19 protein-coding genes are annotated in these 22,569 nt (G+C 33.0%); 14 read left to right on the forward strand and 5 right to left on the reverse strand.

The features are described from left to right. Positions 1-80: 80 nt before the first annotated feature. Positions 81-386 carry a hypothetical protein gene (locus FEF17_RS05180; protein ID WP_139001284.1) on the forward strand — a complete coding sequence of 102 codons (306 nt, stop codon included), beginning with the start codon at positions 81-83 and terminating at the stop codon, positions 384-386. An 80-nt stretch (positions 387-466) separates the two neighbouring features. Here the strand turns inward: FEF17_RS05180 and FEF17_RS05185 are convergent, their stop codons facing one another. Beyond that, positions 467-1,390 carry an SPFH domain-containing protein gene (locus FEF17_RS05185; RefSeq protein ID WP_139001285.1) on the reverse strand — a complete coding sequence of 308 codons (924 nt, stop codon included), beginning with the start codon at positions 1,388-1,390 and terminating at the stop codon, positions 467-469. Positions 1,391-1,464: 74 nt separating this feature from the next. Here FEF17_RS05185 and FEF17_RS05190 point away from each other — a divergent pair, with 74 nt between their 5' ends. After that, a complete protein-coding gene (locus FEF17_RS05190; protein WP_139001286.1) occupies positions 1,465-2,148 on the forward strand; it encodes a hypothetical protein in 684 nt (227 codons plus the stop codon). Between the two features lies 1 nt (position 2,149). On the opposite strand, the gene gltX is transcribed toward FEF17_RS05190, so the two are convergent. Beyond that, positions 2,150-3,670, reverse strand: coding sequence for a glutamate--tRNA ligase (gltX, locus tag FEF17_RS05195; protein WP_139001287.1), 1,521 nt, complete (start codon positions 3,668-3,670; stop codon positions 2,150-2,152). Positions 3,671-3,816: 146 nt separating this feature from the next. Between gltX and FEF17_RS05200 the strand changes: the two genes are divergently transcribed. From FEF17_RS05200 to FEF17_RS05220, 5 genes are all read left to right on the forward strand, one after another. Continuing rightward, positions 3,817-7,200, forward strand: coding sequence for a DUF4175 family protein (locus FEF17_RS05200; protein ID WP_139001288.1), 3,384 nt, complete (start codon positions 3,817-3,819; stop codon positions 7,198-7,200). Continuing rightward, on the forward strand, positions 7,193-7,609 hold the full coding sequence (ybeY, locus tag FEF17_RS05205; protein ID WP_139001289.1) for an rRNA maturation RNase YbeY: 417 nt from the start codon (positions 7,193-7,195) through the stop codon (positions 7,607-7,609). The genes FEF17_RS05200 and ybeY overlap by 8 nt, the downstream gene beginning before the upstream one ends. Before the next feature lie 74 nt (positions 7,610-7,683). Further along, on the forward strand, positions 7,684-9,555 hold the full coding sequence (mnmG, locus tag FEF17_RS05210) for a tRNA uridine-5-carboxymethylaminomethyl(34) synthesis enzyme MnmG (protein ID WP_139001290.1): 1,872 nt from the start codon (positions 7,684-7,686) through the stop codon (positions 9,553-9,555). Between the two features lie 84 nt (positions 9,556-9,639). After that, entirely contained in the window at positions 9,640-10,491 is an 852-nt protein-coding gene (locus FEF17_RS05215; protein ID WP_139001291.1) for a class I SAM-dependent methyltransferase, read from the forward strand. A gap of 226 nt (positions 10,492-10,717) precedes the next feature. Continuing rightward, positions 10,718-11,239, forward strand: a complete 522-nt coding sequence (locus tag FEF17_RS05220; protein ID WP_139001292.1) for an OmpH/Skp family outer membrane protein — start codon at positions 10,718-10,720, stop codon at positions 11,237-11,239. 127 nt (positions 11,240-11,366) lie between these two features. On the opposite strand, the gene FEF17_RS05225 is transcribed toward FEF17_RS05220, so the two are convergent. Further along, positions 11,367-11,774 carry a DUF6438 domain-containing protein gene (locus FEF17_RS05225; RefSeq protein ID WP_139001293.1) on the reverse strand — a complete coding sequence of 136 codons (408 nt, stop codon included), beginning with the start codon at positions 11,772-11,774 and terminating at the stop codon, positions 11,367-11,369. A 370-nt stretch (positions 11,775-12,144) separates the two neighbouring features. On the opposite strand from FEF17_RS05225, the gene FEF17_RS05230 reads away from it, so the two are divergent. The 3 genes from FEF17_RS05230 (at position 12,145) to FEF17_RS05240 (ending at position 16,060) form a co-directional block, all read left to right on the forward strand. Beyond that, entirely contained in the window at positions 12,145-12,657 is a 513-nt protein-coding gene (locus FEF17_RS05230; RefSeq protein ID WP_139001294.1) for an RNA polymerase sigma factor, read from the forward strand. Between the two features lie 52 nt (positions 12,658-12,709). Beyond that, positions 12,710-13,645, forward strand: coding sequence for a FecR family protein (locus tag FEF17_RS05235; RefSeq protein ID WP_139001295.1), 936 nt, complete (start codon positions 12,710-12,712; stop codon positions 13,643-13,645). Between the two features lie 63 nt (positions 13,646-13,708). Next, entirely contained in the window at positions 13,709-16,060 is a 2,352-nt protein-coding gene (locus tag FEF17_RS05240) for a TonB-dependent receptor domain-containing protein (protein WP_139001296.1), read from the forward strand. Between the two features lie 18 nt (positions 16,061-16,078). On the opposite strand, the gene FEF17_RS05245 is transcribed toward FEF17_RS05240, so the two are convergent. Next, a complete protein-coding gene (locus FEF17_RS05245) occupies positions 16,079-17,233 on the reverse strand; it encodes a DNA polymerase III subunit (protein WP_139001297.1) in 1,155 nt (384 codons plus the stop codon). A gap of 148 nt (positions 17,234-17,381) precedes the next feature. Between FEF17_RS05245 and FEF17_RS05250 the strand changes: the two genes are divergently transcribed. From FEF17_RS05250 to FEF17_RS05265, 4 genes are all read left to right on the forward strand, one after another. After that, positions 17,382-18,233 carry a T9SS type A sorting domain-containing protein gene (locus FEF17_RS05250; RefSeq protein ID WP_139001298.1) on the forward strand — a complete coding sequence of 284 codons (852 nt, stop codon included), beginning with the start codon at positions 17,382-17,384 and terminating at the stop codon, positions 18,231-18,233. Positions 18,234-18,412: 179 nt separating this feature from the next. Next, positions 18,413-19,600: a phosphoglycerate kinase gene (locus FEF17_RS05255; protein ID WP_139001299.1), complete on the forward strand. Its 1,188-nt coding sequence runs from the start codon at positions 18,413-18,415 to the stop codon at positions 19,598-19,600. 78 nt (positions 19,601-19,678) lie between these two features. Beyond that, the gene (locus FEF17_RS05260; RefSeq protein ID WP_139001300.1) at positions 19,679-21,232 is read left to right on the forward strand and encodes a LysM peptidoglycan-binding domain-containing protein; all 1,554 of its coding nucleotides are present in this window, start codon (positions 19,679-19,681) and stop codon (positions 21,230-21,232) included. A 21-nt stretch (positions 21,233-21,253) separates the two neighbouring features. After that, entirely contained in the window at positions 21,254-22,234 is a 981-nt protein-coding gene (locus tag FEF17_RS05265) for a DUF4837 family protein (protein WP_139001301.1), read from the forward strand. A 46-nt stretch (positions 22,235-22,280) separates the two neighbouring features. Here the strand turns inward: FEF17_RS05265 and tatA are convergent, their stop codons facing one another. Further along, positions 22,281-22,466, reverse strand: a complete 186-nt coding sequence (gene tatA, locus FEF17_RS05270; protein ID WP_139001302.1) for a twin-arginine translocase TatA/TatE family subunit — start codon at positions 22,464-22,466, stop codon at positions 22,281-22,283. Positions 22,467-22,569: the final 103 nt, after the last annotated feature.

Here is a 22,569-nt window from a genome sequence, read left to right on the forward strand (position 1 = left end):
CGGATAAAAATAGAGTGATTTCTTATAGGACTAACTCATGTCTATCAATGTAATTTTGTGCAAACAAAACACGTAAAGTTATGAAAACACTGATAGTAACATTTGTAATTGCGTTTATGTCATTAAGTTTAAGTGCCCAAAAAAGAAGTGACCTAACTGGGCCAGCCTATAAAAATTATAAACCATGGCTCCATGATAACGAGCCTACGGCAGTCTATAGTATTGCCAAAAAAGAAAATTTAACAGGGCCTGAACGTAAAAATGAGAAACCTTGGGAAAATAAAACTGATAAAATATACACGTCAATTAACTTTGGTTCAGACAAAAATAAGCTAACTGGACCAGCATTTAAAAACTATAAGCCTTGGAGAAAAAATAAATCCTAAATCTAAAACTAGTAAGGATATTTATAAAAAAAGCTGTTAGTCTCGAGACTAACAGCTTTCTTAATTAATAGAAATTATAACTATTTAGCGTCTTTCTTTTTAGCCTGTTTCATGGCTTCACCTATTTGATTACTTGCTGCAAAACTGGCAACCATATCATTCAGCATATTACTTCCCGCTTGTGGTGCGTTTGGCAGTAGAATTAAATTACTATTGGTTTCTTCACCTAAAGATTGTAATGTATCATAATGTTGTGTTACAACAATTAAGGCGGAGGCTTCTTGCGAATTAATGCCAACACGGTTTAATACTTCTACAGACTCTTCTAATCCACGTGCAATTTCGCGTCTTTGGTCTGCAATGCCTTGTCCTTGTAGACGTTTACTTTCAGCTTCAGCTTTTGCTTTTTCAACAATTAAAATTCTTGCAGCATCACCTTCAAATTGAGCCGCAATCTTCTCGCGTTCAGAGGCATTAATGCGGTTCATGGCTTCTTTTACTTGGCCGTCTGGATCAATATCCGTTACAAGGGTTTTAATAATATCATACCCATATTCCATCATGGCGTCATTAAGTTCGGCTTTAACCGCTATCGCGATATCGTCTTTTCTAACAAATACATCGTCAAGCTTCATCTTAGGAACTTCAGCACGTACCACATCAAAAACATAAGATGTTATTTGATCGTGTGGATAATCCAATTTATAAAAAGCATCATACACTTTATCCCGAATAACCTTGTATTGTACAGACACTTTAAGACGCACAAATACATCATCAAGGGTTTTTGTTTCAATGATAACATCTAACTGCTGAATTTTTAAGCTTAACCTACCCGCAATTCTATCAACCAAAGGGATTTTTAATTGTAACCCTGAATGGCGTATACTTTGAAATCTACCAAAACGCTCAATAATGGCAGCTGTTTGTTGTTTAACAATGAAGAATGAAGAGATTAATATTATTAATCCAATAAAAATAAAGGGGAATAAGACGTAGTTCATGATTTTTGTTTAAAACTGTTAGAAAAATTAAGATACAAAATTTATATTATATTTGACGCCATATAACCTTAACTATGAAGATTAATAGCCTCATTTTATTAGTAGCAATTACCGTAGGTTTTGTTACAAAATCTTTCGCCCAACCAAGAAATTATGACATAACAAATGGCATAGGTGTCTTTGGAGGAATTACCAAGTTTGATATTCAAACCGATAATTTTGTTACAGAACAAGGGAATGGCTTTTTGTTCGGGATGTCGGCGACTGTCGATTTACCTCATAGATGGTATAACATGAGTTATGGCATGCAACTTTCTGAGAATTATATTGATATTTCGGGAAGACCAGATATAGTAAGTTCTCAACAAGAATTTATTGAATATAAAATGTTCGCGGCGCAATTGGCATTGCTGGGTCATATTAAGCTCATTGGAAGCTATTTAACAATTGATGTAGGCCCAATGCTGCAATATAATGGCAAGCTCGAGTTAGAAAATGATAATCAAGAGAATTATTATATTAATAACTACACTAACCTACAAGCCAATGATATTGTGGAAATTTCTCGGTTTAATTTTAATGGATTAATTGGCGCTTCTGTTGGGTATAAATTTTTTAGATTGAAAGCACAATACATTCATGGTTTCACAAACATACTGCGTAAACTCGAAGACGAAAGTCTAGACACCATTGACGGTGATGAGAGATTCGAAGGAAATCAATCCATGCTTGTTTTTGGGGCTATGATTTCTTTTTAATTTATTTCAGTTTTTTAATCATGGCCTGAATGCGTTTTACGCTTTCTGCTTGCCCAATCATAAACATAATATCAAACACATCAGGACCTTGCAAAGCACCTACGAGCGCTAAACGTAGTGGCATCATAACTTTACCGAATCCAATTTCGTTACTTGTAATCCAGCCTTTAATAGCATGTTGAAGGTTTTCAACGGTAAAATCTTCAATATCGTTTATTAAATCTATAATATGGTTCATTACAGCTTCAGTCCCTTCTTTAAAAGCTTTTTTAGCCGCTTTTTCATCGTACATTTTTGGAGTTTGAAAGAAATAATAAGTTAAATCCCAAAAATCACTTATAAATGTCGCCCGTTCTTTAACCAAACCTATAACCAAAGCGATGTAATTGACATCAATATCTTCTAAAGCTTTATTTGAAGCTTTGAAGAGTTCAGCTAGAGTGTCATTACTTTGCTCTTGCATGTAATGGTGGTTAAACCATTTGGTTTTATCAGGGTCGAAACGCGCCCCAGATTTATTAACCTTTTTTAAATCGAAAGCCTCGATTAATTCGTTTAAAGAGAAAAGCTCTTGTTCTGTGCCGGGATTCCAACCAAGAAAAGCTAAAAAATTAATCATGGTCTCTGGAAAATAACCATCTTCTTTATAGCCCCTGGAGACATCGTGAGTTTTAGGATCTTCCCATTCTAATGGAAATACAGGAAAACCTAATTTATCGCCGTCACGCTTGCTTAGTTTTCCTTTTCCAGTTGGTTTTAAAATGAGAGGTAAATGAGCAAATTCTGGTACTTTCCAGCCGAAAGCCCTATAAAGCTGGTAATGAAGAGCTAAAGAAGGCAGCCATTCTTCTCCACGTATAACATGCGAAATTTTCATTAAATGGTCATCTACAATATTGGCTAAATGATAAGTTGGCATACCGTCGCTTTTAAAAAGCACTTTATCATCTAAAATATTTGTATCTATTTTGATATCACCACGAATGATATCTTTAAGATTTAAAGTTTCATCTTGAGGAGACTTAAATCGAATAACATAATCATCACCTGCATTAATTTTAGCTTGTGTTTCCTTTTCAGAAAGCACTAAAGAGTTAACTAAACGCCCTTTTTCTCTATTATGCCAATTATATATAAAAGTTTTGCCTTTTGATTCGTGATCTTTTCTATGAAAATCTAATTCTTCGGCAGTATCAAAAGCATAATAAGCATGACCTGATGCTAATAACTTTTCAGCATATTTTCTATATAAATGCTTACGCTCGCTCTGTCTGTAAGGCCCAAACTTTTCGTTCTTTCCTGGGCCTTCATCGTATGCGATGTTGCACCAGTTTAATGAATTAATGATGTAATTTTCAGCGCCTTCTACATAACGAGTTTGGTCGGTGTCTTCAATTCTTAAAACAAAGATTCCGTTATGTTTTTTTGCAAATAGATAATTAAATAATGCAGTACGAACACCACCAATATGTAGTGGTCCTGTTGGGCTAGGTGCAAATCGCACGCGAACGTTTTTGGTCATGTTGGAAATTTGTGCAAAGATACAATTAACAGATAATTATAAACCTTGTAAAAAATAAAATTGTAGTTTAGTGAGTTAAACCAGTGTCTTGATATAAGACATAATGGATGAACGTTTATTCTTGATAACAGGGAAATTAAATTGTAATGCAAGAAAACTTTAATAACATTATAAGTAAACTAGAACAGTTCATTAGAAAATATTATACTAATGAATTGATTAGAGGAGGGATTCTATTCTTTGCCATTGGTTTGCTTTATTTGTTGTTTACACTTTTTATTGAGTATGTTTTTTGGCTAAGCATTACAGCAAGAAGCGTTTTGTTTTGGGTGTTTATAGCGGTTGAATTAACGCTATTAATTAAATTTGTTTTTATTCCGTTAGCAAAGCTTTTTAAACTACAGAAGGGAATAGATTACTTAGACGCATCTAAGATTATCGGTAAACATTTTCCGAAGGTTAATGACAAACTGATTAATGTCCTTCAGTTAAAACAGAGTGACCAACAATCTGAATTGTTATTAGCAAGCATTGAGCAAAAGTCTATTGAATTAAAACCGATCCCGTTTAAACTTGCAATAAACTTTGGTAATAATCTTAAATATTTAAAGTATGCAGCAGTTCCTATTGCTATTTTGCTTTTAACATATATCACAGGAAACTTTAACTGGTTTAGTGATAGTTATGAGCGTATTGTGAATTATAAAACGGCTTACGAACCACCTGCACCGTTTCAATTTTTTGTTTTAAATGAAGATTTGAGCGCCATTGAAAACAAAGACTTTAAGCTTATTGTAAAAACTGCAGGAGATGTTGTTCCAGAGAATGCAGAGATAGTGTTTAATGACGAAAACTATTTTTTACAAAGGACAGATTTCGGTGAATTTGAATTTGTTTTTCCACAAATTAAGAAAGATGTTGAATTTCAATTGTTAGCTAATAATGTAAAATCTAAACCCTACACAATTAGTGTAGTTGAGGTCCCTTCTTTGGTTGGCTTTGATATGGTTTTAGATTATCCGAGTCACACTAAAAAGAAGGACGAGACACTGAAAGGAACGGGTAATGCGTTGGTTCCCGAAGGCACAAATATTACGTGGTTACTTAGCACTAAATCTACTAAAGGTGTTAAGCTTTTTTCTAAGGACACCATTGATTTTAATTCTAATAACCCTAATGAATTTAAGGCGACGAAAAAGCTTTATAATAACTTTGATTACACTTTAAGTACAAGTAATTCCAATTTAATTCATTATGAAAATCTGTCTTTCAGTATTAACGTCATTAAGGACGAATATCCAGAGCTTAGTATAAAGGCGGAAACCGACAGCTTAGACTTACAAACACTATATTTTTATGGGCAGTTAAGTGATGATTATGGATTAACAAAGCTTCAACTTGTTTATTATCCAATTGAGAAAAGTGAAGATGAGCAGTATAAAAGTATTCCTATTGCAACTTCAAACATTGCTGATTTTGTAACAGCTTTTCCAGACAACCTGGATGTTGCCGAGGGCATACCTTATGAATTATACTTTCAAGTATATGATAATGACGGCGTTAATAAATTTAAGAGTGCCAAAAGCAATGTTTTTGTTTACAGGAAAAGAACTCAAGAAGAAGAAACCCAGAAACAACTAAAGGAGCAAGGAGAGACTATTAAAGATTTAAATAAGTCTTTAAAGAAATATGATGAGCAAGAGAAACAATTAGAAGAATTAACAAGAATTCAAAAGGAAAAATCAGAGTTTAATTTTAATGACAAGAAAAAGTTAGAATCATTTTTAAAGCGTCAAAAACAGCAAGACGAAATGATGAAAAACTTCAATGAAAAGTTAAAAGATAACTTGGAGGAATTTCAGAAAGAAAACAGTGAAGAAGATGTTTTTAAAGAAGATTTAAAGGAACGATTAAAGGAAAATGAAGAACAGCTCGAAAAAGATGAAAAACTCCTAGAGGAGCTCAAGAAACTTCAAGAGAAAATTAATAAGGAAGAATTAGTTCAAAAATTGGAGGAACTAGCTAAGCAGAATAAGAATAAAAAAAGGAGTTTACAGCAGTTACTGGAGCTTACTAAGCGTTATTATGTCGAAAAGAAATTAGAAAAGCTAAAGAATGATTTAGACAAATTGGCTGAAAAGCAAGAAGCTCTTTCAAACGAGTCTGATAAGAATAACACAAAAGAGAAACAGAAGGAAATAAATAAGCAGTTCGATGACTTTAAAAAGGAAATGGAGAACCTTGAAAAAGAGAATAAGGCCCTAAGGAAACCATTTGATATTCCTCGAGATAAGTTAGATGAAAGAGAAGTTGATGAAGAACAGCAAAAAGCCTCTGACAATCTGGAAAAGGGTGAGAATGAGGAAGAGGATAATAAAAAGCAAGAAAGTCAAAAACAAGCTCAGAAAAACCAAAAGAATGCTGCAAGAAAAATGAAGCAATTGAGTCAAAAGATGCAAAGCTCGATGCAGGGTGGTGGTGGAGAGCAAATGCAGGAAGACATGGAAATGTTAAGGCAAATCTTAGATAATTTGGTTCTTTTTTCGTTTGATGAAGAAGCTTTAATGAATAAGTTTAAAGCCATTGGTGTTAATAATAATAAATATGCAAGTTATCTTCGAAATCAACATAATTTAAGAGAGCATTTTGAGCATGTGGACGATAGCCTTTTTGCGCTTTCTTTAAGACAACCAAAGCTTTCAGAAAAAGTGAATAAAGAGATTACAGAAGTGTATTTTAACATTGAAAAAGCTTTAGTCTTATTAGCCGAAAATCAATTATATCAGGGCGTTTCTAATCAACAGTTTGCCATAACTGCAGCTAATAATCTGGCGGATATTTTGAGCAATATTCTTGATAGTATGCAAGAAAGTTTAAGCATGTCGCCAGGTAAGGGTCAAGGAGATATGCAGTTGCCTGATATCATTATGAGTCAGGAAGAGCTTAATAAAATGATGGAGGAAGGCATGAAGAAAGGTAAAGAAGGTAAACCTAAAGAAGGTGAGGGTGAGAAGGAAGGAGAAGGCCAGAAGGAGGGTGAACAAGGAAAGGAGAGTCAAAGTGGTAAGGAGGGTTCTAATGGTGAGAACGGTGACTCGAATGGAGAGGGTTTAAATGGTGAACTATATGAAATTTATAAACAGCAGCAGGAATTACGACAAGCGTTAAAGGAAGCTCTAGATAAACGTGGGAAGGATGGCGTTGGAGATCAAGGAGAAAAGTTGCTGAAAGACATGGAAGATGTGGAATTGGATTTGTTAAACAAAGGATTTACAAACCAAACACTAAAAAAAATGATGGAATTACAACATCAGCTTTTAAAACTTGAGAATGCAACATTCCAGCAAGGTGAGGACGATAAAAGGGAGTCTGAGACTAATAAAAAACAATTTAATAACAATACAGGCAGCCAAATACCTACGGCGAAACAATACTTTCAAACTACAGAAATATTAAACAGACAAGCTTTACCTTTGCATCAAGTTTATAAAAGGAAAGTGCAGGAATATTTCAAAAAGGATAATGATTAATTTCAATTACGAAACAGATTTCAAGTTACATTCTGAAGAAGCAATTTCTAATTGGATAGTTGAAGCTATTAGGTTAGAGAATCATAAGTTAGAAGAAATAAATTATGTGTTTTGTAATGATGAATATTTGCACAAACTAAATGTGGAGTTTTTAAATCATGACACTTTAACCGACATAATCAGTTTCGACTATTCTATCGGAAAAATAGTACAAGGAGATATTTTCATCTCGATTGAAAGAGTCGCTGATAATGCCAAAGATTTCAATGTGCCTTTTGAAGAAGAGCTTCATCGAGTTATCATTCATGGTGTCCTACATTATTGTGGTTATAAAGACAAGAGTGATTCTGAGATGGCTTTAATGAGGAAAAAGGAAAATCACTACTTGGCTTTCCTGACTAAAAATTAAAGATTTCAACGTATATTTGCACACTCAAAATTAGAAGATGTTCCACGTGGAACAATGGTTAGAATATTAGAATTATGTTTAACGAGGTTTATGATGTAATAGTTGTCGGCGCAGGTCATGCGGGAAGTGAAGCTGCCGCCGCTGCCGCTAACATGGGAAGCAAAACGTTGTTGGTAACAATGAACCTTCAAAACATTGCTCAAATGTCTTGTAATCCTGCTATGGGAGGAATTGCTAAAGGGCAAATTGTTCGAGAGATAGATGCTTTAGGAGGCTATAGTGGCATTGTTTCAGACACATCGGCTATCCAATTTAAGATGTTGAACAAATCTAAAGGACCCGCTATGTGGAGTCCTAGAGTTCAAAGTGATCGTATGCGTTTTGCGGAAGATTGGCGAATGCTTTTAGAAGGAACTGAAAATCTTGATTTTTATCAAGAAATGGTTTCAGGGTTGCTTATTGAAGGAGAAAAAGTTATTGGAGTAAAAACATCATTAGGGATTCAAATTAAGGCTAAAACTGTTGTGTTAACCAATGGCACCTTTTTAAATGGTTTGATTCATATTGGCGATAAAAATTTTGGTGGAGGTAGAGCAGGTGAAAGAGCTGCAACAGGCATAACCGAGCAGTTAGTTGATTTAGGTTTTGATTCTGGAAGAATGAAAACAGGAACACCTCCAAGGGTTGATGGAAGATCATTAGATTATTCTAAGATGATTAAACAGCCAGGGGATGATAATCCAGAGAAGTTTTCTTATTTAGATGTGACTAAACCGTTAGAAAACCAACGTGCTTGCCACATGACTTATACGAGTGCTGAGGTCCATGATTTATTACGAGAAGGTTTTGATAGATCCCCAATGTTTAATGGAAGAATTAAAAGCTTAGGCCCTCGTTATTGCCCTTCGATTGAAGATAAAATAAATCGGTTTGCAGACAAGGATAGACATCAATTGTTTATAGAGCCGGAAGGCTGGAATACTGTTGAAGTTTATGTTAATGGGTTCTCTACATCATTACCAGAGGATGTGCAATTTAATGCATTACGCTCTGTGGCAGGCTTTGAAAAGGTTAAGTTTTTTAGACCTGGATATGCTATTGAGTATGACTATTTCCCACCTACTCAATTAAAACATACTTTGGAAACGAAACTAGTTAAAGGATTATATTTTGCAGGGCAAATTAATGGAACAACGGGTTATGAAGAAGCGGCTTCCCAAGGTTTAATGGCAGGCATCAATGCTAGTTTAAAAGTTCAAGAAAAGGATGGGTTTACGTTAAAAAGAGATGAGGCTTATATAGGTGTGTTAATAGATGATTTAATTACAAAAGGCACTGAAGAGCCTTATCGAATGTTTACTTCTCGTGCTGAATATAGAACCTTATTGCGTCAAGATAATGCTGATTTAAGGTTAACTCCTAAAGGCTATAAACTAGGTTTGGCATCAGAAAAACGATTAAAGAGGATGGAGGAGAAGCACAATGCTGCAGAAAAGTTTGTTAACTTTTTTGAAACGCAAAGTGTCAAGCCAGAAGAAATAAATCCCATATTAGAATCTAAAAAGTCGACTCCAGTAAAACAATCTGGGAAGCTTTTTAAAGTTTTTGCTAGACCAAACATTGAGATGGACGATGTTAGAAAAGTAAATAGTGTAGAGGCTTATATTCAAGAAAATAATTTGGACAGAGAGGTTATCGAGCAGGCTGAAATTCAGGTAAAATACTCAGGGTATATTGCCAAAGAAAAAAATAATGCAGATAAATTAAGTAGATTGGAATATGTGAAAATCCCTGAAAATTTTGATTATTCACAAATCAAATCTATGAGTTTTGAAGCGCGTGAAAAACTAAAAAAGATACAACCAACTACAGTTTCGCAAGCATCAAGAATTAGTGGTGTCTCACCTAATGATATTTCGGTATTATTAGTTTATATGGGCCGATAATTTTAATTAAAAAGGTTCCACGTGGAACGTTTCTAATTATTTTATTGTTTTGACTTTCTTAACTTGATTCTGAATTTATTTCAAATGCATATAAAAAAGGTTTTTTTAAAAGTAAAAGATCATTCTGTTTCGGGAGAAGAATTTGAATTGGTAGAGAATTTGGAATATGGTTTTTTAGAAACTACACCTCAGCCTTCCACTAACAAATTACCTGAATACTATAAAAGCGAAGATTATATTTCTCATACAGATTCGCGAAGAAATTTATTTGAAAAAGTATATCATTTAGTGCGCCATATTTCTTTAAAGAAGAAATTAAGATTGATTAATTCTTTTTCTTTAGGGAGTAAAAAACTTTTAGATATTGGATGTGGCACAGGCGATTTTTTGCATATCGCACAAAATAATAATTGGATTGTTTCTGGAATTGAACCTAGTGAACAAGCTAGAGAAATTGCTAATACAAAAACAAATAATTCTGTTTTTAATGTTGAGCAATTACTAGAATTTAAAGCTAACAGTTTTGATGTCATAACGCTGTGGCATGTTCTTGAGCATTTACCAAATTTAGATGAACATATTTCTGTAATTAAAAAACTTTTAAAAACGAATGGAACTTTAATAATAGCCGTTCCTAATTATAAAAGTTACGATGCACAATACTACAAACAATTTTGGGCAGGATATGATGTCCCAAGACACCTCTGGCATTTTAATCAGAAATCAATTTCAAGCTTGTTGTCCAGTTGTTTTTTGAAAGTTGAAAAAGTTAAACCTATGTGGTTTGATGCTTTTTATGTGAGTATGCTTTCAGAAAAATATAAATCTGGAGCAATGAGTCCTATTAGATCTTTTTGGGTAGGTTTGCTATCAAATATGAAAGCTCTCAAAACTAAGGAAGCTTCTTCATTAATTTACATTGTAAAAAATGGTTAATTCTGCTTTTAAAAAGCTTTAAGTCGTTTTGATTTGGAATTAATAAAATATGACTACAGTATTTTTTTAATCGCTTAAATCGCTTTATTTGAGTTTATTTTTTATAAGAATTAGTTATTTGTATTTTATTTTCAATAATTATTACTTATAGGTTAAAATCAAAATAATTTTTAGAGATTATAAATTGGACTTTGTTACTTTTGTTCGAAGTTTAAAAATTTATAAAATGAAAAATATATTTTATTTAGGGTTATTGTCAATTATCATTATTTCTTGTCAAAAAGAGAAAAAAATTGGGTTTGTTAATAATGGAACTGTTATAAATGAATATCAAGAGAAGAAAGATGTTGAAGCCAAATTTCAGGCAAAAGAAGAAGCTTGGAAGAAAAAAGCAGACAGTATAGGTCAAGCATTCCAATTGGAAGTACAACAAACACAAATTACGGTAAGAAAGTCTTCTCAAAAGAAAGCTCAAGAATTAATGAGTGGTTTACAACAAAAGCAACAAGTTTTACAACAACAAATGCAATTTGAGCAGCAACAATTGGGGCAATCGTTTCAAACAGAAATAGATTCGCTCATTATTAAAGTTAAGGATTTTGTAAAAGACTATGGAAAAGCAAATGAGTATACCTATATTTTAGGAACTAGTGATGCTGCTGCTTCTGTGCTTTACGGAACAGAAGAAAATGATTTAACACAGACTGTGTTAGATGCGTTGAATGCTAAGTATAGTGAAGAAAAATAGATTAAATAACTGAATTACAAGTATTTAGTCTTTTTTTAAATAAAAAAAACCTCCGCTAGTTAGGTTTAGCGGAGGTACACAATAAAAGTTTGAACCCTCATTCTCTTTTATTTGTTTTGTTTATATTTTAGTCATCAATCTCATTTATGGTTGATGCTATATGTTCCAATAAATTATTTAATTCAAGTAAGTTTCCTTTAGCGCGCTGAGACTGAAAAACAACTTTTTTATTATTGAATTTTATTATTGTTAAAGGATTATCTCTGCCTTTAGCGCCTCCAATATCTCTTGGATTACAATTTAATATTAAGTCATACATTTTTCTTACGAGATCAGTTGAAATTGTAATTGTCTGAACGCCTTCTTTACTAACGTTTTCAATACCCTTATAAATTACTTGTCCGTTTTCGAAAATCCATAAGTCGTAAACGGGACATTTATTTTGGCATTTACCTTTAGACAAGCTAAGTAAAGCATCATTTGTGTCTTTTAATTTTTCTTCCTTACTCACAAAATAGGACGTTAATAAAGTCATAGCAACTTTGTCTATCAGTTAAACATTTTTAAGTTGCAAATTTGCGACAAAGTCTTACAGATTGGGGACTTGCTTTGGCGCAAATTAGCTAACTCAACCTTTTCAAGTGATTAAACTTGAACGCAATACCATGTAATTCTTTATTACTATTTAAACCAAATCTTAAATATTATTTAAGACACGGCATCGCATTATCCATAAAAATGTAGGTAAGTTAAAAGTAAACTAGGGGCTTGGGGCTAAAAACTAATTTGTCATTTGGGGCTAACGTCTTAGTTTACATATATAACAGTTAAAAAAGAAAACACCCTACTTATTTATTTAATTTTTTTAATTTTGATTTATTAGACCTACATAATGGTTAGTATTTATGGATGATGAAACGAAATCTGTTTGTGAGCAAATAAATTACGAGCAACTATTTAATACACATTCCAAATCGCTTTTTAATTTTGTGTATTATAAATGTGGGGATAGGCAACAGGCGGAAGATATTGTTCAAGATGCATTCGTTAGACTTTGGAATAATTGCTCTAAAGTTATTTTCACTAAAGCAAAGTCCTATTTATATACTATAGCAAGAAATCTTTTTTTAAATGAAGTGGCACATAAAAAAGTTGTGCTTCAACACCAGTCCGTACCGTTTAACGATAGAACCAATGAGTCTCCCGAATTTTTATTAGAAGAGAAAGAATTTATGGTTAAGTTGAAAAAAGTTATTGCAGATCTTCCAGAAAAACAGAGAGAAGTGTTTTTGTTGAGTCGTATAGATAAGAAGAAATATTCTGAGATTTCTGAAATAACGGGCATCTCTGTTAAAGCGGTAGAAAAACGTATGAGTTTAGCCTTAATTACTTTACGAGAAAAATTAGGTAATATTTAAAGTAGGGTAAATTGATTTATAACTGTTTACATATTAGAAGAACTTATTAATAATGGAGAAATATATTAAAGATGATTCTTTTTTAGCAAGATGGATTGCAGGCGAATTAACGCCGCAAGAGCTAGAGAAGTTTAAAAAATCTGATGATTATCCTGTTCTTAAAAAAATTAATGATGCGTCCCAAAATCTAAAAGCACCTACTTTTAACGATCAAGCACTATTAAGTAAATTAAAAGAACTAAATAACTCGGAACAAGCCAAACCTAAGGGTAAAGTTGTAAAGCTTATTCCTAATTGGGTATATGCAGCAGCTGCTGTAGTTATTGCTTTTGGTGTGTTTTACACCATGACTATGAAATCACATTTTCAAACAGGATTTAGTGAACAATTAGCCATTGTACTTCCCGACAACTCTTCGGTTAAACTTAATGCTAATAGTCATTTAGATTATAAAACCCTTGGGTGGAAATCTAACCGTGCTTTACAGCTAGAAGGCGAAGCCTTTTTTGATGTTGAAAAGGGCAAATCCTTTAAAGTAAACACAGACTCTGGAATGGTAGAAGTCTTAGGTACGGAGTTCAATGTTATTTCCAGAGATTCCTATTTTGAAGTACAATGTATGGAAGGTAAAGTAAGAGTAACAAGTAGTAAGATTGGTGATAATGTAATTTTACTGCCAGGCGATGCTGTTCGTGTTGTTAATAATGAGCTTGAAAAATGGGACTTCTCTCTGAAAGAGTCCAACTGGACATTGGGAGAAAGCACTTTTAATAATACGCCCATAGAACAAGTTTTGTATGCTATAGAAAATCAATTTAATATTACTCTTGATAAATCTAATATAGATACAAACAAACGTTTTACAGGAGCTTTTACACACAGAGATTTAAATCTTGCGTTAAAAACCGTGGCGGTTCCTATGGGGTTGTCGTATTCTGTTAATAAGGAAACAGGCGTAATTCTATTAAATTCGAACAACAATAATTAATTTTTATTTTATTTACTTATATTATCCTAAATTTGAACGCACCGAATCAACTTAGGAGAACAAATGAAATATAGCATAGCGATTTTCTTTTTAATATTTTCGTTATATGTTACCGCTCAAGATAGAGCTACCTTAAACTATTCAAACGAACCTATAAGTAACGTCTTTTCAGAGTTAGAAGAAAAATTTAATATTAAGTTTTCTTTTAACTCTGAATTAGTTAATGATAGATTTATTACCCTTCAAGTAACAGATGCTCTTTTGGAAGACATTTTATTTTTCCTAGAGGAAAAGGCGTCTATACGAATCAAAAAAGCGTCGGACCGATATTATACTGTCAAGGGTAAACGTATTCGACTAACCGATACTCAAGAATTAGATGAGGTTTTAATTAAAGAATATGTAACTACAGGAATAAGTAAGAAAAACGACGACGCATCTCTTTCCTTATCAATTAAAAAACTTGGAATTATTCCTGGACTTACCGAACCAGATGTTTTACAGAGTATTCAATTAATACCAGGGGTTCAGAGTCCTACCGAAACCGCATCAGGATTGTACATAAGAGGAGGAACTCCAGATCAAAATTTAATTCTCTGGGATGGAATTAAAATGTATTATTCTGGGCACTTTTTTGGAACTATTTCGGCATTTAACCCTTATATAACTGACGAGGTAAAAGTTTATAAAAACGGAACAAGAGCCCGTTACGGTAATAGGATTTCTGGTGTTATTGATATAGCTTCAGATAGTGATATCCCTGATGAAATTAATGGTGGGCTCGGTTTTAACATGACACATGCAGATGCTTTTCTAAAGGTGCCTGTAAGCGAGAAAGCCGCAGTTATGCTTTCAGCGAGAAGATCAATTACAGACGCGTTTAGTACAGAAACGTTTAGAAACTTATCTCAAAGAGTTTTTCAAGAAACTAAAATCTCAAATGGGAATAAAGTTTTTGAAGATGATGAAGTCTTAACCACTAAGGATTTATTTTATTTTACCGATCTCACCCTTAAAACCACGGTAAAACCAAATGATAAAAATGAATTCACATTAAGTAGTTTATACACTAAAAATAAACTTGATTACGGGTTTTTAATTGAAGAGTTTGAAGAGGCCTCAGAAGATAATTTAGAAATAATTAATCAAGGATTGAGCTTTAATTGGAAGCACGATTACAACAATTCATTTTCGCACGAAATTAATGTTTATAATTCTAATTTTGAATTAGATTATCTCGGCAGTAACAGTATTGTTGATGAGTTTAGTGATGCCTTAACTAAACGAAATAAGATTGATGATTTTGGACTAGCCTTTGACTCCGATTGGAAGCTAAATAAAACAACAACCATAGGTTTTGGGTATCAGTTTTCGTCTAATAATGTTGAATTTGGGCTCGGTTTTGTAGATAGTGAAAGTCCAGAAGAAAATTTTAATGAATCTAATAAAGATACCAATAATGCGCATGCACTTTACTTTGACTATCAATACAAATTAAGTAATAAGTGGTTTCTAAATGCCGGTATTAGAACCAATTACTTTTCGGTTTTGGATAAATTATTTATTGAGCCTCGATTACAATTAGAAACCGCGCTTAACACAAACTTTAGGTTCAAATTATCTGGGGAGAAATTACATCAAGCTGTTAGTCAGATTGTAGAATTTAACACACAAGAATTTGGGTTAGAAAACCAAATTTGGGCGCTTTCAGACGATGAAACAATACCGGTATTAGAAAGTGCTCAGATAACAGCGGGATTTATTTTTGATAAAAGTGGATGGAATATAGACATAGAAGCATACTATAGAAACATAAAGGGGCTAACTTCTTTTACGCTTGGCTTCGATAATATAGACGATTTCTTTTCGGTTGGAAAAAGTAATGTATTTGGATTGGATGTTCTGGTGAAGAAGAAAATTCAAAGTTATAGAACATGGTTAAGTTATTCCATAATGAATAATGATTTTACATTTGACAATATAAATAATGGAAATAAATTTTCTGGTAATAATGATATTACGCATCATTTAACTTGGTCTCATACCTATGAGTGGAAACGTTTCGATGTTTCCTTAGGCTGGAATGTTAGAACGGGAATTCCATATACCAAAGCTTCAGGTTTAGTTGACACTCCCGATGGAAAAGTTATTGATTTTGAAGAAACTAATAGAGATAGACTTCCAAATTATGATCGATTAGACATTTCAGCAACCTATAAATTTAATATGTCATCTAATGAGAAGAGGAAAGGCAAACTAGGTGTTTCTTTATTGAACGTTTATAACAAAGAGAATGTCTTAAGTCGAACCTATGAAAAGCGACAAGGTACTGTTGAAGAAGGTGAAGTATTAAGAGAAGTAAATAGAACCTCACTTGGCATAACACCAAATCTTGTTTTTAGACTAGAATTTTAAAACGAATTGCGCATCGAGTTATGCTGGTTTTTTATGAAGTAAGCGCGTAAGTTTTATTGATAAGTCGGTTAAAATTATTTTAGAATTTCCGTTCCGCTCAATATGATAAATAGCATTTTGTATTTCCTCACTAATGTCTAAAATATTATTATTATGAATAAAGGGGGCAAAATTTTCTAGTTTAAAATTTTTGGATTTAGGTTCTAAATACACCAGATCTTCAGCTCCATAATTTAATAATAAAGCTTGTCTTATAAAATTTATACAAAAATGCAAAAACTGCTTCTGTGTTTCTCTTCCTGTTTTAGCTATGTCTTCGCTCCATGATATTAAATCATGAATCGCTTTTTTATTGCCTTTAGCTTTAAATGCGCTTCTAATCCAAAACACAAACCATTCTTCAAATTGTAAATCTTCAGAATCATGATAAACTAAATCGCAAGCCTTATTATAGTTCCCATTAGCCTGGTGAGCAATTTTTTGAGCCACGGTTGCATCAAGACTATAATCTTTAATGAGGCCTTCTTTTATTACGTCTTCTGATAATCGAGGAAAGTGTAATATTTGACATCGAGATCTTATAGTATTAATTATTTGTTCCTCTTCTTCGGCTATGAGTATAAAAATGGTTTTGTTAGGCGGTTCCTCAATAAGTTTTAGGAGTTTATTAGCACAAGCGCTATTCATTTTTTCAGCCATCCATATAATCATCACTTTGTAGCCTCCTTCATAAGACTTAAGGCTTAAAGATTTTACAATCTCAAGAGCTTCATCAACACCAATTTGTCCTTGTTTATTTTCAACACCTAAAAGTTTATACCAATCGAATAAATTACCGTAAGGCTGTTCGTTTAAAAGCTGTCGCCATTCTTCTATGTAATGATTAGAAACAGGATGCCTCTTTGCTTTATTACTTGTTACAACTGGAAAAGCAAAATGTAAATCTGGATGAGAAAAATTATTAAATTTTAAATTACAACTTTCATTACCTGTTCCGTTGTCTCCATCAATGTTATTACATAAAATATACTGAGCATAAGCTATTGCCATAGGCAAGGCGCCACACCCTTCTGGCCCCACAAATAGCTGAGCATGAGGAATTCTACCATTATCTGCGCTTTTAGTAAGGTGAGCTTTAATATGATTTTGACCTAGAATATCGGTAAATAACATGCAGCAAATATAGGAGAAATGGTATTGTATTTGCAATAAGGCTAAATAAAAGGTTAGTTGTCGAGTTTTTATACTACCTGCTGTTATTTGTTATAGATTTGAGTTCCCTCTATAATCTATTAGTTTTTAATTATTTAAAATTAAAATCATGAATAAAACTACATTATTTCTATCATCTTTGCTCTTGTGTGCGTTCTATTTAAGTGCACAAACGGCTAAGCAGGGATTTGACAATAAAGCTGAAGATAACTGGGCTTATACATCTAACATTCCTTTTTATTCACAGAGTAATAATTCAGATATTTGGGGGAATCAATCTAACCCAAATGGACGTATACCAGGGCCTTTTTCTGGAAGCGATTTTTTGGCTGGCCGTGATTTAGACAACCCCTATTCCGAGCAGTTTTTACAAACAGACTCTCCTGAACACATACTTACTTTCGAGACGATTAACATTGGTGGTTTACCAGCTGAATTATCTTTTAGAGTCCACTATGTTGGATTAGATAAGAACGACTACATCAAATTTCAATTACGTTACGATAATGCTATCGATTGGACTACTCATGACTACAATTATGATGTCTTTAAAACCACCCAAGGAGGAAATTTTAATTCAACAGGATGGGATGAGGTTAGCTATAATATTCCTTCAGGGCATAGCTTTGTAAGAATGCGTTTAATAGTTTATCAAAACGGAAATGAATATTTAGGCTTTGATAATTTTGAATTAGAAACATCTGGAACTCTTTCAAACAATAATAATCTAATCAAAGGGTTTTCATTTGGACCGAACCCAACAAGTGACTATATAAATTTTAGAGCAGACGTGAGATTAGACAAAGTGTCTTTTTATAATGTTTTAGGAAAAGAAGTTCTAAGAGAAAAAATAAATGCTAATAAAGCGTCCTTATCGCTTTCAAGCTTATCAAGTGGTATTTATTTGGCGAAAATTGAATCTGACAATGTAAGTCAAACCTTAAAAATAATAAAGAAGTAATCCAAATATAATTTAACGGTTTATTAATCCGAGTAACTTTCTATAAAAGTGACTCGGATTTTTTTATTCCAATTTTTTTTTACCACTTCAAACGTTTTCGTGAAAAACACATTTTTTAGCACTGTTTTTATTAGTTACATTTGTGAAAAGCAATACATAAAATATAAAAATTCATACCAATGAAAACCATAAATGATTTCAATTTCGAGAATAAAAAAGCCTTAATTCGTGTTGATTTTAATGTGCCTTTAAACGAAAGTTTTGAAGTAACCGATGCAACAAGAATTGTTTCTGCAAAACCAACTATTATTAAAATATTGGAAGATGGCGGAAGCTGTATACTAATGTCTCATTTGGGTCGACCGAAAGGTGTCCAAGATGAGTTTTCATTAAAACACATAGCGGCAAAAGTGGAAGACATTATTGGTGTTGGCGTTAAGTTTATTGACCAATGTGTGGGAGAAAAGGCCGAGGAAGCAGTTACTAATTTAGAGCCGGGGGAGATTTTATTATTAGAAAACCTTCGATTTCATAAAGAAGAGACAGCTGGAGATAAAAATTTTGCGGAGCAATTGTCGAAGTTAGGAGACATTTACGTTAATGATGCTTTTGGAACTGCCCATAGAGCACATGCTTCTACAACTATTGTGGCGCAATTTTTTCCAGACAAAAAATGCTTTGGAAATTTATTAGCTCAAGAAATAGATAGTATTAAAAAAGTAATGGAAACTGGAGAAAAGCCAATTTTAGCAGTACTTGGCGGTGCTAAAGTGTCTTCAAAAATAACAATCATAGAGAATATACTCGATAAGGTAGACCACCTAATTATTGGTGGCGGGATGTCGTTTACATTTATTAAAGCCCAAGGAGGAAAAATTGGAAATTCAATATGTGAGGATGACAAAATGGATTTAGCATTAGACATTTTAAAGCAAGCTGAAGCTAAAAACGTTCAAGTACATATTCCGGTTGATGTTATTGCTGCAGACGACTTTAGTAACGATGCAAATACGCAAATTGTTGATATAAATGAAATCCCAGATGGTTGGGAAGGCGTTGATGCAGGACCAAAATCTATTGAAATATTTGATAAAGTTGTAAATGAATCTAAAACGATTCTTTGGAATGGACCTCTTGGAGTTTTCGAGATGGAAAGTTTTGCAAAAGGAACTATTGAATTAGGGAATTCTATAGCCGAAGCAACAGAAAATGGTGCGTTTTCTTTAGTTGGAGGTGGAGATTCTGTTGCTGCTGTAAAACAATTTGGTTTTGAAAACAAAGTAAGTTATGTGAGTACAGGAGGAGGAGCGATGTTAGAAAGCTTAGAAGGTAAAACACTGCCTGGTATTGCAGCCATCTTAGAATAAACAACATTAAGCTTTCAAATTAGCCTAAAAAATACGATTTTAGCCATACTATCGTTCAATAACCACTGAATGGATTTTATGGCTTTTCGTTTTTTTAAAATACTATTAATATTTAATATTGGGCTGTGTTTGTCTCAAGCACAAGAATCTATTCCAATTCAACTAACTCAAGATAAAGACACTTTGGTTGACGGGATGGTACAGTCTGTTAAGGCTGTAGAAGCTATAAAAGATAGCACGTCAATAAAAGCTTTAGCCGATAATGAACTCGCAGCTAAATTTGATGAAAAATGGTTTGAAGAGCTTTATAACAATGCCCTTTTTGATACCATTTATAAATCGGTTACAGAATTAACATTTGAAGAAGTTGACTACCCAGAATTACCAACAGATACATTAAAAGCGAGATTAAAAGAATTAGACGCAAGAACGCCTTTCAACGTAGAGTATAACCCAGCTTTAGAAAGTGTTATAAAATCATACCTTAAACATAGGAGGAAATCTATTCAAAAGTTAATAACCCTAAGCGGGTTTTATTTCCCAATGTTCGAACGGGAGTTAGATAATCATAATATACCATTAGAAATTAAATATTTAGCCATTGTAGAATCTGCTTTAAAGCCAAAAGCAAAATCTAGAGTTGGTGCTACTGGTTTATGGCAATTTATGTTTAGTACAGGAAAAATATATGGACTCGACGTAAGTAGTTATGTAGACGAACGAAGTGACCCATTAAAATCAACTGAAGCTGCCGCCAAATATTTGTCAAAATTGTACGAGATTTTTGGAGACTGGGATTTGGCCTTGGCTGCGTATAATTCAGGGCCAGGTAATGTTTCAAAAGCCATTAGGCGTTCAGGAGGCTACAAGAATTACTGGAATATAAGGCATAATTTACCTCGTGAAACTGCTGGCTATCTTCCAGCATTTTTGGCAAATATGTATATTTTTGAGTTTGCTGAAGAACATGGTTTTAAAAAGATAAAGCCAGAATTTGCGCTGGTTGAAACTGATACGGTAAGAGTGAAACACATGATTACCTTAGATCAAGTTTCAGAACTTACAGGCACCCCAGTTGAAAAACTTCAATTTTTAAACCCATCTTATAAGTTAGACATTATACCATTTATTAAAGACGAAAATTATGTTTTAAGATTGCCTAGAGATGTGGTGGGTACATTCGTAAACAATGAAGAAGCTATTTATGCTTTTGTAAAAGAAGAGTTTGCCAAAAGGGAAAAACCATTACCTAAATTTTTTAATGCTAACGATAGAATTCGTTATACGGTTAGGTCTGGAGATTACTTAGGAAGAATTGCCCGTAATTATGGAGTTAGAGTAAGTGATTTAAAACGATGGAATGGATTAAGAAGTAATAATTTAAAAATCGGTCAAAGATTAACTGTTTACCCGAGAAGACCTTATGCTCAAGCTTCAAATGCCAGTAGTAAGAAAACAACAACAAATCCAATAACGGGTGATATTACTACCTATACCGTTAGAAGCGGAGATTCCTTATGGAGTATTTCTCAAAAATTTCCTGGAGTTTCTGTCCAAAATATTAAAGAGTGGAACGGTATTAGTGGTACAAAATTAAAACCAGGAATGAAGCTTAAAATATCGAAAAGCTGAAATCCTAAAAACGAATAAATTATGCAAAAATTAATAGGGATTGTAGCCTTAATAGCAATTGTTTTTTCTTGTGGAAAAGGAAATTCAGATGAAAAAATTCTCTTGGATTCCACAGGGATTATTAATGAGGTATCTGTAGTGATAGACAATGAGTCTTGGAAAGGATCCGTGGGCGAAGCAATAAGAGCGGTATTAGCATCTCCTGTTTATGGGTTGCCTCAAGACGAACCTATGTTTACTATAAACCAAATTCCAGCCAGTGTGTTTTCAGGGTTCATTACAAAAAACAGAACGATCCTTAAAGTTGAAGTTGGTGAAAAAACTGCAACAGAGTTTTATAACAATGTTTATGCAAAACCACAGAAAGTAATTCTTATTTCAGGTAAAACAAAGCAAGATGTTATACATCAGCTCGAAGAGAATGCTTCAAGAATAATAGAAACATTCAGAAACATTGAAATTTATGAAAAGCAACGGTTAATAAAAAAATCCTTGTACAATGCGTCGTTTTTAAAAGAAAAAATTGGACTTAGTATTAGATTCCCAACAGCTTACAGAGTGGCGAAAGATGATAATAATTTCTTTTGGATGCGTAAAGATGTTAATACGGGTACGTTGAATCTAATGATATATGAATTGCCAATAGATGCTATTAAGAGAAACGATAGTATAAGTATAATAAATCAGGTAATTGCTATTAGAGATTCAATAGGCAAATCTCATATTGAAGGTCCTGTAGAGGGCTCGTATATGATTACAGAAAGAGCGTATACCCCATTTCATACTGAAACTATTTTGGATAATAAACCAACACTAGAAACAAAAGGCATTTGGGATGTTAAGAACGCATTTATGGCAGGACCATTTATTAATTATGCCATTGAAGATAAAATAAACAATAGATGGGTTATTGCAGAAGGCTTTGCATTTGCTCCATCGGTTCAAAAACGAAACTATATGTTTGAATTGGAATCCATAATTAAAACTATAAAACTAGAATAAAAAAAAGCCAGCATATTTGCTGGCTTTTTGCTTTTATAAATTAAAACTATTCATTTTTATCTTCTTTACTAGAATCTTCTTCTTTACTGGCGTCTTTAAATTCCTTAATGCCACTTCCTAGTCCACGCATTAATTCTGGAATCTTTTTTCCTCCAAACAAAAGCAAAACAACAACAACAATCAGTGCTATTTGCCATGGTCCAATTGCTAATGGTAACATATATAAAGTCATAATTATTTAATTTAGTAGCAAAGTTAATAATTAAAGTTTAATATTAACGTTTATAGCCTAACTTTAGTCATATTAGAAAGTGTCTTGCGATAATTTGTTTAAT

This window comes from Hyunsoonleella aestuarii (genome assembly GCF_006148925.1).
GTDB classification, from domain to species: domain Bacteria; phylum Bacteroidota; class Bacteroidia; order Flavobacteriales; family Flavobacteriaceae; genus Algibacter_D; species Algibacter_D aestuarii.